This is a genomic window from Naumannella huperziae (assembly GCF_054073625.1).
The window spans coordinates 2,430,027-2,444,868 of record NZ_JBSXPH010000001.1; the positions used below are offsets into that span (position 1 = coordinate 2,430,027).

General features: G+C 71.3%; 14 protein-coding genes and 1 pseudogene. 6 read left to right on the forward strand and 9 right to left on the reverse strand.

Annotated elements, in window-relative coordinates; all coding sequences use genetic code 11:
• Positions 1-12: 12 nt before the first annotated feature.
• Positions 13-999: pseudogene (locus tag ACXDC7_RS11520) on the reverse strand (sugar ABC transporter ATP-binding protein); the annotation flags it as partial.
• Positions 1,000-1,075: 76 nt separating this feature from the next.
• Between ACXDC7_RS11520 and ACXDC7_RS11525 the strand changes: the two are divergent.
• Positions 1,076-2,029, forward strand: a complete 954-nt coding sequence (locus tag ACXDC7_RS11525) for a sugar-binding transcriptional regulator (RefSeq protein WP_179446248.1) — start codon at positions 1,076-1,078, stop codon at positions 2,027-2,029.
• Positions 2,030-2,041: 12 nt separating this feature from the next.
• Here the strand turns inward: ACXDC7_RS11525 and ACXDC7_RS11530 are convergent, their stop codons facing one another.
• The 5 genes from ACXDC7_RS11530 to ACXDC7_RS11550 all read right to left on the reverse strand — a co-directional run bounded on the left by ACXDC7_RS11530 (position 2,042) and on the right by ACXDC7_RS11550 (position 7,812).
• Positions 2,042-4,141 carry an immune inhibitor A domain-containing protein gene (locus ACXDC7_RS11530; RefSeq protein WP_459222216.1) on the reverse strand — a complete coding sequence of 700 codons (2,100 nt, stop codon included), beginning with the start codon at positions 4,139-4,141 and terminating at the stop codon, positions 2,042-2,044.
• 176 nt (positions 4,142-4,317) lie between these two features.
• Positions 4,318-4,626 carry a hypothetical protein gene (locus ACXDC7_RS11535; protein ID WP_459222217.1) on the reverse strand — a complete coding sequence of 103 codons (309 nt, stop codon included), beginning with the start codon at positions 4,624-4,626 and terminating at the stop codon, positions 4,318-4,320.
• A gap of 320 nt (positions 4,627-4,946) precedes the next feature.
• A complete protein-coding gene (locus ACXDC7_RS11540; protein ID WP_459222218.1) occupies positions 4,947-6,032 on the reverse strand; it encodes a DNA polymerase domain-containing protein in 1,086 nt (361 codons plus the stop codon).
• Between the two features lie 26 nt (positions 6,033-6,058).
• A complete protein-coding gene (locus tag ACXDC7_RS11545) occupies positions 6,059-6,724 on the reverse strand; it encodes a response regulator (RefSeq protein WP_459222219.1) in 666 nt (221 codons plus the stop codon).
• Positions 6,721-7,812 (reverse strand): sensor histidine kinase, encoded by a 1,092-nt coding sequence (locus ACXDC7_RS11550; RefSeq protein WP_459222829.1) that lies wholly within the window; start codon positions 7,810-7,812, stop codon positions 6,721-6,723. Before ACXDC7_RS11550 ends, ACXDC7_RS11545 begins: the two co-directional genes overlap by 4 nt.
• A 193-nt stretch (positions 7,813-8,005) precedes the next feature.
• Between ACXDC7_RS11550 and ACXDC7_RS11555 the strand changes: the two genes are divergently transcribed.
• The 5 genes from ACXDC7_RS11555 to ACXDC7_RS11575 all read left to right on the forward strand — a co-directional run bounded on the left by ACXDC7_RS11555 (position 8,006) and on the right by ACXDC7_RS11575 (position 12,076).
• Positions 8,006-8,908: an ABC transporter ATP-binding protein gene (locus ACXDC7_RS11555; RefSeq protein ID WP_179446243.1), complete on the forward strand. Its 903-nt coding sequence runs from the start codon at positions 8,006-8,008 to the stop codon at positions 8,906-8,908.
• Positions 8,905-9,696, forward strand: coding sequence for an ABC transporter permease (locus tag ACXDC7_RS11560; RefSeq protein WP_459222220.1), 792 nt, complete (start codon positions 8,905-8,907; stop codon positions 9,694-9,696). Before ACXDC7_RS11555 ends, ACXDC7_RS11560 begins: the two co-directional genes overlap by 4 nt.
• Before the next feature lie 2 nt (positions 9,697-9,698).
• Entirely contained in the window at positions 9,699-10,466 is a 768-nt protein-coding gene (locus ACXDC7_RS11565) for an ABC transporter permease (protein WP_459222221.1), read from the forward strand.
• 88 nt (positions 10,467-10,554) lie between these two features.
• Positions 10,555-10,989 (forward strand): peptide-methionine (R)-S-oxide reductase MsrB, encoded by a 435-nt coding sequence (gene msrB / locus ACXDC7_RS11570; RefSeq protein WP_459222222.1) that lies wholly within the window; start codon positions 10,555-10,557, stop codon positions 10,987-10,989.
• A 91-nt stretch (positions 10,990-11,080) separates the two neighbouring features.
• Positions 11,081-12,076 (forward strand): DUF368 domain-containing protein, encoded by a 996-nt coding sequence (locus tag ACXDC7_RS11575; protein WP_459222223.1) that lies wholly within the window; start codon positions 11,081-11,083, stop codon positions 12,074-12,076.
• 33 nt (positions 12,077-12,109) lie between these two features.
• On the opposite strand, the gene ACXDC7_RS11580 is transcribed toward ACXDC7_RS11575, so the two are convergent.
• The 3 genes from ACXDC7_RS11580 to hemE are packed head-to-tail and all read right to left on the reverse strand — an operon-like array spanning position 12,110 to position 14,767.
• Positions 12,110-12,988, reverse strand: coding sequence for an RNase H family protein (locus ACXDC7_RS11580; protein WP_459222224.1), 879 nt, complete (start codon positions 12,986-12,988; stop codon positions 12,110-12,112).
• A gap of 19 nt (positions 12,989-13,007) precedes the next feature.
• On the reverse strand, positions 13,008-13,694 hold the full coding sequence (hemQ, locus tag ACXDC7_RS11585) for a hydrogen peroxide-dependent heme synthase (protein ID WP_343045998.1): 687 nt from the start codon (positions 13,692-13,694) through the stop codon (positions 13,008-13,010).
• Positions 13,691-14,767: a uroporphyrinogen decarboxylase gene (hemE, locus tag ACXDC7_RS11590; protein ID WP_459222225.1), complete on the reverse strand. Its 1,077-nt coding sequence runs from the start codon at positions 14,765-14,767 to the stop codon at positions 13,691-13,693. The genes hemQ and hemE overlap by 4 nt, the downstream gene beginning before the upstream one ends.
• Between the last annotated feature and the right edge of the window lie 75 nt (positions 14,768-14,842).

Sequence of the window (14,842 nt, forward strand, 5' to 3'; positions counted from 1 at the left end):
GCCCCGAGCGAGGGTCTTCCCGTGCACCCGGATCACGCCCGCATCGCTTCGGCGTACCCCGAAGATCGCCTCCAGCAGCTCGGTGCGACCGGCGCCGACCAGCCCGGCCAGGCCGACGATCTCGCCGCGTCGCACCTGAAGGCTCACCGGCCCGCCGGCGCCGGTGACGTGCAGGCCGTCGATCTCGAGCACGACATCCTCGCCGGCGGGTGTGATGTCGGGGAACAGGGTGCCGAGTTCGCGACCGATCATGGCGGTCACGATGTCCTCGTCACTGACGGCCGCGATCGGCTGGTCCATGATCAGACTGCCGTCGCGCAGTACCACGACCCGGTCGGCCAGCGCCCGGATCTCCTCCATCTTGTGGGTGGTGTAGATCATCGCCACGCCCTGGGAGCGCAGCCGCCGGACCACGCGGTAGAGCTGCTCGACCTCTCGCTCGGAGATCGCCGACGTCGGCTCGTCCAGCAGCAGGACCCGGGCCCCGGTGTGGGTGGCCTTGACGATCTCGATGATCTGCTGGATGCCGACCGGCAGCCGGCGCATCGGCGCCGTGACGTCGATCTCGACGCCGAAGTCGGCGAGCGCGGAGCGGGCGGCCTTGATCATCGACCGCCGGTCCAGCAGGCCGAACCGGTGCAGCTCACGGCCGACGAAGAGATTCTCATAGACCGACTGCTCGGGGATCGAGGCAAGCTCCTGCGGGACGATCGCGACCCCGGCTCGGTGGGCGTCGGCGACGCTGCCGTGCAGTTCGTGCCCGTCGACGCTGACGCTCCCGCCGTCTGCCCGGTACTGACCGGAGGCGATCTTCAGCAGGGTCGACTTGCCCGCCCCGTTCTCACCGGCGAGTGCCGTGACGGTGCCGGGCTCGAGGTCGAGGCCGACGCCGGTCAGGACCGGCACGCCGCCGAACCCCTTGGTCACGTCCCGGACCGACAGCACCGGCGCCACGTCGCCTCCCCGCCTCATTGCGATCTGCTCATGTGAGCGCCCCATGTCCACATGAGTGCTCGTGCGTGGTGTCGACGCTAGATTGCACACTGGAGCGTGTCAAGGGCCTTATGATGCTCATATGAGCATGGGGGATGCGGCCCGGCCGACGGTCGCGATCGACGAGCAATTGCTGATGGCAGAGGTGGCGCGCCGCTACTTCTGGGAGGGCCGCACCCGCGTCCAGATCGCGACCGAGTTCGGGCTGTCCCGGTTCAAGGTGGCACGCCTGATCGAGGCGGCACTGCGTACCGGGATCGTGCGGATCGAGATCGCCATGCCGCAGGCGGTGGATGCCGAGCTCTCGGTGAAGCTGCGGGAGCGCTACGGGCTCGACCGGGCCCTCGTCACCACGACCGCGGGCACCTCACCGGAAGTCATCCGCGACGCGCTCGGCGCGGCCGCGGCGCGGCTGCTCGGTGACCTTGTCGGCGAGGGCGACGTGCTGGGCGTGACCTCGGGCCGGACGATCGACGCCACCGTGCGCCACCTGACCAGCCTCGCCGGGTGCGAGATCGTCCAACTGACCGGCATGAGCGGGAATCTGGACGAGAATTCCGTCGAGGTGCTGCGCCGGGTGGCGGCCGTCTCGGGCGGGGCCGCGCACAGCATGTACGCCCCGCTGACGGTGTCGACACCGGAGGCGGCGGCGGCCCTGCGCGCGGATCCCCGGGTGCGGCAGGCATATGCCAGGTTCGGCGACGTGACCATCGCCCTCGTCGCCGTCGGCTGCTGGAGCCCGGCGGACTCCCGGTTCCACGACGAGGTGAGCGACGCCCACCGCTCCGAACTGCTCGCCCGCGGAGTGATCGCCGATGTCGGCGGCGCGCTGATCGACGCCGCCGGACGACCGGTGACGGACTTCGACGACCGGGTGCTCGGTCTGACCGTCGATCAGCTCGCCGCGATCGACCAGGTGATCGTCGTCGGCGGCGGAGAGCGCAAGGCGCCCGCCATCCTTGCCACGCTGCGCGCGGGGATCGTGAACACCTTGATCACCGACGGCGGTGTCGCACGCTATCTGCTCGCCGACTGATCATTCCCCAACTCAGCCGGCGGCGCAGTCCGAGGTCGCCCGCGCACCGGGCCGGGCCTCCGAGGCGGCGGAGAAGGTGATCACCGCGGCCGCCGAGGCGCCGGGCTCGCGGACGGCGTACCCCTGCACGGTGACGGTCTCCCCCGGCGCGGCGGCGACGAACTCGTTCGGCACCACCGCGCGCCAATTGCTGCCGTCGGCGACATCCCCCGATACGCGGTAGACATCGTCGGCGAAGTCGGCATCGCGGGCCGCGCGGCCGGTGTTCGTCAGCGTGAACGTGCAGCGGACCACCTCGGTGTTCAGCGGTTCGGCCGCTGCCGCGCTGGCCGTGACCCCGCGGCGCTGGGGCCCGGCCCCCTCCAGCGAGCGCACGGCGAGGTCGTAGCTCAGCACGCCCCGCTCGTCGCGGCTCGTGCCCAGGACGTAGAACCGCAGGCCGTTGCGGCGGTCGGTGTACTCGGCGGCCGATCCGGACCCGGCACCGGCCTTGAACAGCCCGTCGTTGAGCTGGCGATGATCACCGCGGGTCATCGGCACCGGCGTACCGCTCGCGTCGACGTAGTCGGTCAGTCCGATGTCGTCGGGGTTCGCGTCGATCACCCACTTGCCGGGATTCGCCCAACGGTCGTCCTTGGTCTTGGCCAGCAGCACGCCCGAGTCGGCGGTGAAGGAGTCGCTGCCCATCCGGTCGACGACCTCCAGGGTGTAGGCGTCATAGCCGCCGCCGTCGCAGCGCCACTCGTTGCGCGGCCCGCCCGCCCCCTGCGAGACGCAGCTGGAACGGTCCCCGCCGTCGAGGCCGATGACCATTCCGGCCGCATCGTCGGGGCCCTGGACGGCGCGCGCCTGCACCCGGGTACGCACGATGCCCTTCGCGGTCAGCTCCGAGCGGTTGGTCCGGACCACCGCGTCCTTGTCCACCATCTGCAGGGTCATCTTGTCCCGCAGCATGAGCTGCGCGCCCATCACCGCGCCGCGGTCCGACGGCACGTGCCAGCGTTCGTGCTGCCCGCCCGGCCCGTTGAACGAGCCGCGACTCAACATGTCCCACACGCCGGACGCGTCGCGTCTCGGGTCGGCGGCATAGGGGTTGCCGTAGTTGTCGCCGATCGACAGGTTGTGACTGAGCTCGTGGGCATAGACCGCGGCGCCGGAGGACTCGGCCTCGATGGAGGTGGTGCCGCTGGCATTGGGCCACATCGACGCCGCGGACTTCCACGAGGTCCAGTCGACATAGCGGGTGTCGGCCCAGTTCGGGGCCTCCTTGCCGGTCTCGGCCGCCACGGCCTCGCGCCACTCCGGCGGCGGGCCGAGCTCGTCCGGGATGTCGGCGGGCGAGGCGTACCGCTTCTGGCCGAATTCCAGCCAGGTCGCCGATTCGTCCATCCCGGCGCCGACGTAGAACACGTTGTCGAACTCGCCGATGGGATCGTCCATCCCGGTGTCGGCGCTCCATTCGGCCAGCGCATCGCGGCGGAAGTCGCCGTTGCACTTCAGCGCCTTCGGGCACTGGGTCTCCGGCGGACCACCGGCGCTGAACCCGGCGAAGTGGTACTGGTAGGACTTCTTCGGCAGCCGGTACGGGCCGAACGGCACGAGTTCGACGCCGTAGCGGCCGGCAGAGGTCTCCATCCAGTACTCGTTCAGGGTGTGGCCACGATTCAGCTCCGAGGGCTTGTTCAGGAAGTCGGCATAGAACTGCGGCACGTCCTCGCGGGACAGGTCGCTGACCAGGTCCGGGTTGCCCCACGGTGTCGAGCCCTTCGGCTGGGTGACCTGGAACGGCTCGTCGGGGTAGTCGAGCAGCACGATCGCCGCGCGCCACTTCTTCACGGTCGGTTCCCGGTCCGGGTCGGACCAGTCGGTGCCCGGCGTGGCGACATAGTCGTCCCAGGTGAGCTGGTCGAGATCGGCGACCTGCTGCGGATCGATCGGCGCCACGCCGGGCGCGATCTCCGACGCCGGCTCGATGGCGATCTGCGGACCCCCGGGCAGGGCGTGCGCCGGGGCGGTGCCGGCCAGCAGGCCGGCGAGCGCGGCGACCGCGATCAGCCAGCGGATCGGGCGACGCGCGAACAGCCGCGGACCGGGTGACGATGCTCGGAACATCTGGGGGCCTCCGGGATCGGGTCCTTGCATGCTAGACATCCGACCTCATCCGCGCAGGCGTTTCGCACCGACGCACCGCCCAACTCCAATGCGGGCTGTCGTGCTCGTGATCCACTGGCGTCACTGACGCGGGCGGGCGGAACACGCCACGCGAGACGAGTCCGCGCAAGCCGCGTTCAATCCGACGGTTGCTCGACGGAGCGAATCCATTCTGCGGATTCGACAGCATTTGCAAACTCGCTGGTGAAATCACCACAAGGCGCTGAGGGTGCAGCGATGTGCCATGCCTGCTCGCCGCCATCAACCGCCACGAACAAGTCCAGCTTCGTGCTTCCGTCCGCCGGACACGCCACCGTTGGATTGGTCTCACGGTAGGACGGTAAAGCGAGCGCCTTCACCGCCACGGGGTCAGTTGACTCCATTTGTCGATAACCTTGCGCAGTCTCCGTATCGCCGGTGCACCACAGGACACGATCCACCTTCACTCCACGAGGCAAGCTACCCGCCGGGTTGTCCCGATCCCAGATACGCCAATCAGAATGTGGGGGACAGCGGGCATCGACCGCAGCCCCGGGCGGCAGAACACGGACAACTTGAGACTCCTGCAACCTTGAGCCGCACCCACTGAATGGAGTCCAGACGGCCAATACAGCCATCAGGGCAATCGATATTCTTCGCCAGCGGTAGCAAGTCATCGACAAGCCAGTACGCATTATGGGATCATTCCCGTCTTCAAATATGGCGGACCCACGACAGAATCCAGCACAACACATATGGCGTCGCTTGCCGAGAGGGTGGCGGCTGGTCAGGCGTCCTCGATTCGGTTGCCCTGCTCGTCCCAGTGCGCGGCGACCTTCTTGCTGGGCTGCACGCGCGGCGGCTCGCCCGGCTGCTTGGGATAGTCGGGCGGCCAGTTCAGCTCGCCGCCGGGCAGGTTTTCCCACAGCTCCAGCAGCGGCTCGATCGAGTACGCCGCATCGTCCATCCCCGCCCACGGGTCGCCGGCGGCGAGGTAGTCGGGAATCGTCGTCAGGTTGTACTCGCCCGGGTCCGTCACCTCGGCCAGGTGCTGCCAGGTCATCGGCGTGCTGACCGGGGCGCCGGGACGCGCGCGCAGGCTCCAGGCGCTGGCGATCGTCCGGTCGCGCAGGTTCTGGTTGTAATCCAGGAACAACCGGGCGCCCCGCTCTTCCTTCCACCAGGCGGTCGTCACGCCACCATCGCGGCGCTCCAGCTCGCGGCCGAGACCGATCGCGGCATGGCGTACCTCGTCGAAGCCCCAGCGCGGCTCGATCCGCACGTAGATGTGTACGCCGCGATTGCCGCTGGTCTTCGGATAGCCGCGCAGCCCCAGCTCCTCCAGTAGCTCGCGCGCGACGGCGGCGACCCGTTGGGCATCGGCGAATCCCGTGCCCTCCTGGGGATCGAGGTCGATCCGCAACTCGTCGGGATGATCGACATCGGGCCGGCGTACCGGCCAGGGGTGGAAGGTCAGCGCACCCATCTGCGCCGCCCAGACCAGCGACGCCGGCTCGGTCGGGCACAGCTCGTCGGCGGTACGCCCGCTCGGGAAGGTGATCTTGACGGTCTCGACGTAGTCGGGCGCCCCCTTCGGCAGCCGCTTCTGGTAGAAGCCGTCACCGTCGCGATCCTGCGGCCCGGTCGCCAGCCGCATTCCCTCCCGCCAGCCGTCCGGCCAGCGTTCCATCGCCGTCGGCCGCTCGCCGATGCTGCGCAGCATCACCTCACCGACCTCGGCGAAATAGCGGCAGACATCGAGCTTGGAGATGGCGGGGGTGCGCTCCGTCGCCTCGTAGACCACGCGGTCCGGGCTGGACACCCGGACCTCGCGTCCCCCGACGACGAGCTCCGCGGCGGGCGTCTTGGCCATGGGGCCAACCTAGTGCCGGGGCGTGGTCACCCGCGCTCGACCAGCCCGTGCCGGTAGGCGAAGATCGCGGCCTGGGTGCGATCGCGCAGCCCGAGCTTCGCCAGCACCCGCCCGACGTGAGTCTTCACCGTGACCTCCTCGACCGTCAGGGCCGCCGCAATCTCGGCATTGCTCAGCCCGTCGGCCACCAGCAACAACACCTCCCGCTCCCGCGGGGTGAGCTCCGCCAGCCCGGGCGGCGGGCGCCTCGGCAGGTCGCGGCGCGCCGGATCGGTGAAGTGCCGGATCAGCCGCCGGGTGGTCGCGGGCGAGACCACCGCGTCACCGCGGTGCACGTGCCGGATCGCCTGCAGCAGCTCGGCCAGCGGGGTGTCCTTGACGAGGAACCCGCTGGCGCCCGCCTGCAGCGCATCGAACACGTGCTCGTCGAGATCGAAGGTGGTCAGCACCAGGACCCGCGGCCCGTCGGCCCGTCGCGAGATCCGGGCGGTCGCCTCGATCCCGCTCATCCCCGGCATCCGGACGTCCATCAGCACCACATCGCAGGCGCATCGGTCCAGCAGCGCGAGCGCCTCCCGCCCGTCGGCGGCCTCGCCGACGATCCGGATCCCCGGCTGGCTGCCGAGTGCCATCCGCAGGCCCGTCCGGACCAGTTCCTGATCATCGACCAACAAGACCCGGACCGGGCTCATCCGGTCCCCCGCACCGGCAGCGCCGCCACCACCTCGAACCCACCGCCGGCGCGTGGCCCGGCGCGCAGCCGCCCGCCCAGGGCGCCGACCCGCTCCCGCATCCCGATCAATCCGTGACCGGTGTCCTCCCGGTCCGGCGCCGCCGGGCCGGTCCCGTCGTCGCGCACCATGATCGACAACTCGTCGCCGGTACGCCGCAGGCACACCTCGACCGCGCGCGCCGTCGGGGCGTGTTTGCGGACATTGGTCAGGGCCTCCTGCACGATCCGGTACGCGCCGAGCTGCAGACCCGCCGGCAGCTCCGCACTCCCGGCGGCGAGCGTCATCCGGACCGGTACGCCGAGCGCGACCGACTGTTCGACCAGCCCACGCAACTGCCCGATCCCCGGCAGCGGCGCGTGACCGGTCGGTTCGGTGCTGCGCAGGACGCCGAGCATCGAGCGCAACTCCTGCATGGCGCTGCGGCTGCTGTCCTCCAGGCTCCGCAGGGCCGACCTGGCCTGCCGGGGATCGGTGTCGATGCAGGAGGCGGCGCCCGCCGCGAGCAGGCCCACCGCGCTCAGGTTGTGCGAGACCACGTCGTGCAATTCGCGCGCGATCCTGATCCGTTCGGCCACCGCGGCGGCCTCCACCTGCGCGTGCCGCTCCTGCTCGGCCTGCTCGGCCCGCGCCCGCAGGCTCGCCAGGTGGTCGCTGTGGGTGCGGGCCAGCGTCCCGGCGAACCAGGCCACCAGCACCAGCCCCAGCAGGGACAGCAGGTCGCGCGGACCCAGGAAGTACTCCCCCAGGCGCGGCGCGACCGCGGCGATCACCCACCCCGCCACGGCCGCGGCGGCCGGGACCGACCACCGCCAGGACCGAAGCCGCGCGACGCCGTAGAGGCCGGCCAGCAACATCACGTCGGCGGCCAGCAGGCCGACGCCCACCAGCAACTGGAGCGCGGCCACCGCGACGATGGCGGCGAAGGCGGCGACCGGCCGGCGGCGACGCCAGAGATAGGGCAGGCACAGGCCGAGGGGGATCAGCAGGGCGGTACCCGCCCGGCCCCGCCCCGAATCCCTGGATGGGCAGGTCGTAGGCGAACACAGCGGACGCGACCAGGCCGTCGGTGATCATTCCCGGCCACCGCCCGGTCCGGTCCCGCGTTCTCGTCACCGCCTCCACCATCGCGATGCTAATCCCCGGGCGGCGGCGGGTGATCAAAGATCCTCCTTGGGTAGGAGGCCGAAGATCCTGCCCACGGGCGACGATCCGCGCGCGTGATCACAGCACGCTGGAGCCATGGACACCGTGACGACCGCGAACCTGACCAAGAGGTACGGCAAGCACACCGTGGTCGAGGGGCTCGACCTGCAGATCCCGGCCGGCTGTGTGTACGGCTTCCTCGGGCCGAACGGGTCAGGTAAGTCGACCACGATGAAGCTGTTGCTCTCCCTGGTCCGGCCGAGCGCGGGCGAGGTGCGCATCCTGGGCGAGCCGATGACCCGCCGGACCCGGCGCCGACAGCTCGCCCGGATCGGTTCGCTGATCGAGGCGCCGCCGGGATATACCCACCTCACCGGCGCCGAGAACCTGCGGCTGGTCCGACGCGCCCTCGGGCTGAGCGCCGACAAGATCGACTGGGCGGTGCGGACCGTGCGGCTGGATCGGCAACTGGACAAGAAGGTCGCCAACTACTCGCTCGGCATGAAGCAGCGCCTCGGCATCGCCATGGCACTGGCCCGGCAACCCAGTCTGCTGATCCTCGACGAACCGACCAACGGGCTCGACCCGGCGGGCATCGAGGAGATTCGGGAACTCCTCGGCAACCTCGCCCGCCGCGGTGTCACGGTGATGGTGTCGAGCCACCTGCTCGGCGAGATCGACAAGACCGCCGACCGGCTCGGCATCATCTCCCGCGGCCGGCTGGTCTTCCAGGGCACCCGCGCCGACCTGTTCGCCGCGGCCACCCCGGCGGTGTTGATCGACACCCCGGTTCCGGCGCGCGCCGAGGAAGCCCTGCGCGGCCGGATCGCCGCCTCCACACTCGCCGGCGGCATCCGGATCGAGGGCATCGACAACGCGGTCACCGCGCGCGTGGTGGCCGACCTGGTGCGGTCCGGCGTACCCATCCACGGCGTCCGCCGCGAGGAACAGTCCCTGGAGGACGTGTTCTTGAACCTGACCAGCGGCGGCCGGCTGTGAGCGCGATCACCGGGGCCCGGCGGTCGGCCGGCGTGGCGTCGCGGTCGGCGGTGCTGATCAACGAGCTGGCCAAGCTGCGCCACCTGCGCATCGGGATGCTCGCCGCCGTGCTCGTCGTCGCCCAGGCGGGCGTGGTCATGCTGACGACCGTGTCCAGCGCCGAGTTCGCCGACCCGGCCACCAGGGACTGGACCGTGGTGCTCGCCGGGCTCTCCCGGTCCGCGCCCCTGCTCTGCCCCCTGTTGATCGCCGTCATCGCCAGCCGGTTGATCGACATCGAGCACCGCGGCAACGGCTGGCTGATGAACCAGACCAGCGGCACGACCCCCGGCGCCCTGTGCCGGGCCAAGCTGATCATCGGCGCGAGCATCCTCGCCTGCGTCGCGATCGCCACCAACCTCACCATCCTTGGACTGGGGCGGCTTGCCGGCATCCGAACCGCGGTGCCGGCGGGGCTGTGGGCGGGGTACGCCGCCGCCTGCTCCCTGCTGATCAACATCGTCGTGCTCGCCGGCCACCTGCTGCTGGCCGCGAAGATCGGCAACCAGCTCGTCACCCTCGGCATCGGCCTCGTGGGCACGGTGATCGGAGTGTTCGCCACCGGCCTGCCGGTCTGGTTCGCCCACGCCACGCCGTGGGGCTACTACTCGCTGGCCGAGGCCGCGCGCTACCAGGACGGCCACCTGATCATCCGAACGCCGGACTACCTCGGCGTGCTCGTCATGTTCGTCGTCGCGGCCGCGCTGTTCGGCCTTCTCACCAATGCCTTCGACCGCAGGGAGGGCTGATCATGACCGCCGATCTGTTCGCCGGCGTCGCCACCGAGCTGGGCAAGCTCAGGCGCTCGCTCGGCTGGAGCGTCGTGGTCGGGCTGCCCGTGATCATGGTCTTCGCGGGCGCGTTCACCACCGTCGTCTCCGGCGAGCCGCTCGCCGACGGCTGGCACACCCTGTGGCTGCGGTCGCTCGTGTTCTATGGTCTGCTCCCGCTCACCCTCGGGCTCGCGATCCTGGCCTCGCTGGCCTGGCGCACGGAGCACCGCGACGGCAACTGGAACGCGCTGATGACCACGCCGGTCCCGTCCTGGCAGATCGTGTTGTCGAAGACTCTGGCCATCGGCGTGCTGGCGGCGGCCATGCAGGTGCTGCTGCTGCTCGTCGTGATCGCCGCCGGCACGCTGCTGTTCGGCCTGCCCGGCATGTTGCCGGCGCGCTACTTCGCCATCACCGCGGTCCTGATCATCGCCACGCTGCCGGTGGTCGCCCTCCAGTCGGCCCTGTCGCTGGCGATCCGGTCCTTCGCCGTCCCCGTGGCCATCGCCGCCGCCGGGGCGGGCGTCGCGGCCGTCGCGCTGATGGCGAAGCTGCCCGGCGTGGCGTACCTGCTGCCCTATGCGGTCACCGCGCGCAGCACCCAACTGGCCACCGGCACCTTCTGCGACAGCGGCCGGCTCACCGCCCCGACCGTGGTCGCGCTGCTGATCGCGAGCGTGCTGCTCACCGCTGCCGTGACCGTCCTCGCCGCCCGGTACCTCGACCGCCGCGATGTGCACGCCTGACGACGTGCGCCGCGGGACCGGTGGAATACGCTGGTCCCCTCCCGCGTTGCACCGACGGCACGGTTTGCCCGGACGGAAGGAGTTGATCATGACCAACACCCCGCAGGATGCCCCGAAGCTGAAGGTCCTGAAGACCGAGGACGAGTGGCGGGCCCAACTCAGCCCCGACGAGTACCACGTGCTCCGCGAGGCCGGCACCGAGCGTCCGTTCGTCGGCGAGTACACCGACACCAAGACCGAGGGCGTCTATCGCTGTCGCGCCTGCGGCGAGGAGCTGTTCCGCAGCGACACCAAGTTCGACTCCCACTGCGGCTGGCCGAGCTTCTACGCCCCGACCGGCAATGAGGCGATCCGCTACATCGAGGACAGCTCGCTGCCCGGCATGCCGCGCACGGAGGTACGCTGCGCCGCCTGCGACTCCCACCTCGGCCACGTCTTCTCCGGCGAGGGCTACGGCACCCCGACCGATCTGCGCTACTGCATCAACTCGCTGAGCATGACCCTGGAGCCGGCGCAGGGCTGAGTCCCGCGTCGGCGCCGCTGCGCCGCGAATGGGGAATCGGCGTCGACGCGGCTAGGCTGACCGCTCCGTACCTCCCACCCCCACCGGAGTCATGACGTCCAGCGCGCGCCCACTCACCCCGGCCGACCGTGCCGGCTCCTCCCGACCCTCGCTCCTCGGCCTGCTCGGCAACTGGCTGCGCGGCATCCTGATCGGCATGGCCGAACTGGTACCCGGCGTCTCCGGCGGCACGGTGGCCCTGGTCGTCGGCTGCTACGACGACCTGATCGGCTCGGCCGCGAAGGTGGTGCGCGGCTTCGTCTCGCTGATCCGCCCGCCGCACGGACAGACGCGGGGCGCGGCGTTCAGGTCCGAGCTGGGCGACGTGCGCTGGTCGCTGGTGATTCCGGCCCTGATCGGCATGGGCACCGCGATCGTCGCACTGTCCGGGATCATGCACGGTTTCGTCGAGGACTCCCCCGAACTGTCCCGGGCCCTCTTCGCCGGGATGGTGCTGGCCAGCCTGCTGGTGCCGATCTCGATGCTGCGCAGCCAGACCAGGGCGCCCGGCGGCGCGGGCCGACGCGTCCTGGAGTTCGCCGTGGTCGCGGCCGCAGCCGTTGCCCTGTTCCTGCTGCTCGGCCTGCGCGACCCCGCCCGGTCGGCGACCGAACCGCCGCTGCCCCTGGTCTTCCTCGCCGCCGCGATCGCCATCTGCGCCCTGGTCGTGCCGGGCGTCTCCGGTTCCTTCCTGCTGCTGGCGATGGGCCTGTACGCGCCGACCCTGGCCGCGGTCAGCGACCGCAACGCGAGCTATCTCGGTGTCTTCGCCTTGGGGGCGATCGTCGGCCTCGCCACCTTCGTCCAGGTGCTCAGTTGGCTGCTCCGCGAGCACCGGCGCTGGACCCTGCTGGTGATGCTCGGCCTGATGGCGGGTTCGCTCCGGGCGCTGTGGCCGTGGCAGGGCGCCGACGGTTCGTTCCGGGCGCCCGGGCCCGACCCGTGGCCGGCCGTCGGACTCTTCGTCCTGGGCGTGGCGGTGGTCCTGGTCCTGTGGCTGGTGGAGCGCCGGATGACCCCGCAACCGAAGCCGGCCCGCGCCGCCTGAGGGACTCCCGCTCGGGACTCCCCACTCAGGTGCTCAGGGCTCGCGCGTACCCTGGGCGAACACCTGCCGCCAGCTCGACGCGGTACGCCGCCACACCGAGCTGCGCAGCCGACTCTCCCCCGGTTCGACCGCGCGCCAGACCAGCAGCATCACATCCTGGCCGAGCGGGCGCGCCTCCAGCAGTTCCAGGCTCGCGTCGCAGGCCGGGTCCGCGGCCAGGGCATCGATCATGTCCGCCCGGTTCCACAGGCGGCCGGACGCGCCGATCTCGACCCACTCGGGCGCGAGCAGCGCGGCAAGGCGGCCCACGTCGCCGCGTACCGCCGGATCGAGCAGCTCGCGTTCCGCCGCCACCACCTGTTCGGTGTCGGTGGGCTCCAGCGCGAACAGCGCCTCGGGCTCGCTCTCGCCCGGCGCGTCGCCGACCGGGGCGGGCGTACCCGCGACCGGCTCGCCGCCGAATCCGGGGCCGGGGTCCGGGCGCCCACCGCGCTGGTACGCCGATGCGGCCGCCCGGGCTCGCTCGTCGGCCGCCTCGTTGAGCGCGTGCCCGGCATGGCCCTTCACCCACTGGAAGTCCACGGTGCGGCCGGTCATCGCGATGTCCAGCTCGCGCAGCAGCTCCTGGTTCAGTACCGGCTTGCCGTCGGCCTTCTTCCAGCCGCGGCGCTTCCAGTTCGCCATCCACTTGGTGATCGCGTTGATCACGTACTGGCTGTCGCAGAGCACCAGCAGCGGCTCGTCGCTGCCCGCGGTGGCCCGCAACAGGTCCAGCACCGCCATCAGCTCGCCCATGTTGTTGGTGCCGTGGGCCCAGCCGCCGGCGGCCCAGCGGTCGGTGTCGATGAACCAGCACCAGCCCGCGGGGCCGGGATTGCCCAACGCGGAACCGTCGGCGGCGGCAACGATCATCGGCGCGGACCCGCGGCGATCATGAGCCGGCCGCCGACCAGCTCGTCACGATGTCGGCGAGTTCGCGGCGCCGACCGGTGAAGAACGGCACCTCCTCGCGGGTGTGCCGGCGGGCCCGCGCCGCGCGCAGCGCCCGCATCAGGTCGACGATCCGGTGCAGCTCGTCGGCCTCGAAGGCCAGCATCCACTCGTAGTCGCCCAGCGCGAACGCGCTCACCGTGTTGGCGCGGACATCCGGATAGTCGCGGGCCAGCATCCCGTGCTCGCGGAGCATGTCGCGCCGCTCGTCGTCGGGCAGCAGGTACCACTCCAGCGACCGGACGAACGGGTAGACGCAGACGAAGTCCCTGGCCTGCTCGCCGGACATGAACGCCGGGACGTGGCCCTTGTTGAACTCGGCGGGCCGGTGCAGCGCGAGCTGGGACCAGACCGGCTCCAGGAACGCGCCCAGCTCGCTGGCCCGGAGCGCCAGGTAGGCGTCCTGCAGCGTCGCCGAGTCGGGCGCATGCCACCAGACCATCAGATCGGCATCGGCGCGCAGTCCCGCCACGTCGTACCAGCCCCGGATGTCCAGGTCGGCGCCCTCGGTGGCCCGCGCCACCCGCTCCAGCGCGTCGGCGGCGGCCTCGGCCGGCGGTGCCGCGCCGCGCGCGAACACCGACCACATGGTGTAGCGGATCGTCTCGTTGATCTCCCGCGCCTTCACCGCTCGCCCGCTCCTGCCTGTTCGGCCGCGCGTAGTTGCGCGGACTCCGCGTGGACCAGCTCGACGATACGCGTGAGCACCGCGGGGTCGGTCTGCGGTGGCACGCCGTGGCCCAGATTGAAGATGTGGCCGGGCGCGTGGGCGCCGCTGCGGATGACCCGGCGGACCCGCTCTGCCAGGACCGGCCAGGGTGCGCCGAGCAGCGCCGGGTCGAGATTGCCCTGGACGGCGTACCCGCCGCCGGTGCGTCGCGCCGCCTCGGCCAGCGGCACCCGCCAGTCCACGCCGATCACGTCCGCGCCGGCCGCGGCCATGTCGGACAACAGCTCGCCGGTGCCGACCCCGAAGTGGATCCGCGGTACGCCCGGGTGCTCGCGGCCGATCTGCGCCAGGATCGCCGCGGAGTGCGGTGCGACGTGCTCGCGATAGTCGGCCGGCGCCAGCGAGCCGACCCAGGAGTCGAAGAGCTGGACCGCCGCCGCGCCGGCGGCCGCCTGGGTGGCGAGAAAGGTCGCCGACATCCGGGCGAGCTTCTCGCACAACTCGGCCCAGACCCGGGGCTCGGCCGCCATCAGCGCCTTGGTCCGCGCGTGATCGCGGCTCGGACCGCCCTCCACCAGATAGCTGGCCAGCGTGAACGGTGCACCGGCGAAGCCGATCAGCGGCACCGATCCGAGCTGCTCGGTCAGCGCACCGACCGCCTCGGTGACGAAGCCGAGCGCGCCCGGGTCCAGCTCCGGCAGCGCCCGGACGGCGGCGAGATCGCGGATCGGCTCGGCGATCACCGGACCCGTCCCCGGCACGATGTCGAGGTCGATCCCGGCGGCGGCCAGCGGCACCATGATGTCGGAGAAGAAGATCGCCGCATCGACGCCGTGCCGGCGGACCGGCTGCAGGGTGATCTCGGCGACCAGCTCGGGCCGCCGGCAGCTCTCCAGCATCGTGGTGCCGTCGCGGACCGCGCGGTACTCGGGCAGGGAGCGCCCCGCCTGTCGCATGAACCACACGGGTACCGGTCCGTCGGTCTGTCGGCCGGTCGCGGCGCGGACCAGCGACGAGTCATCCCACTGCACGGGTGCATCCTGCCGCGCGCCCGCCAGCCCGTCGAACCGGCGCGTCGGGCGCACCGCCGCGGCCGACCTTGCCTA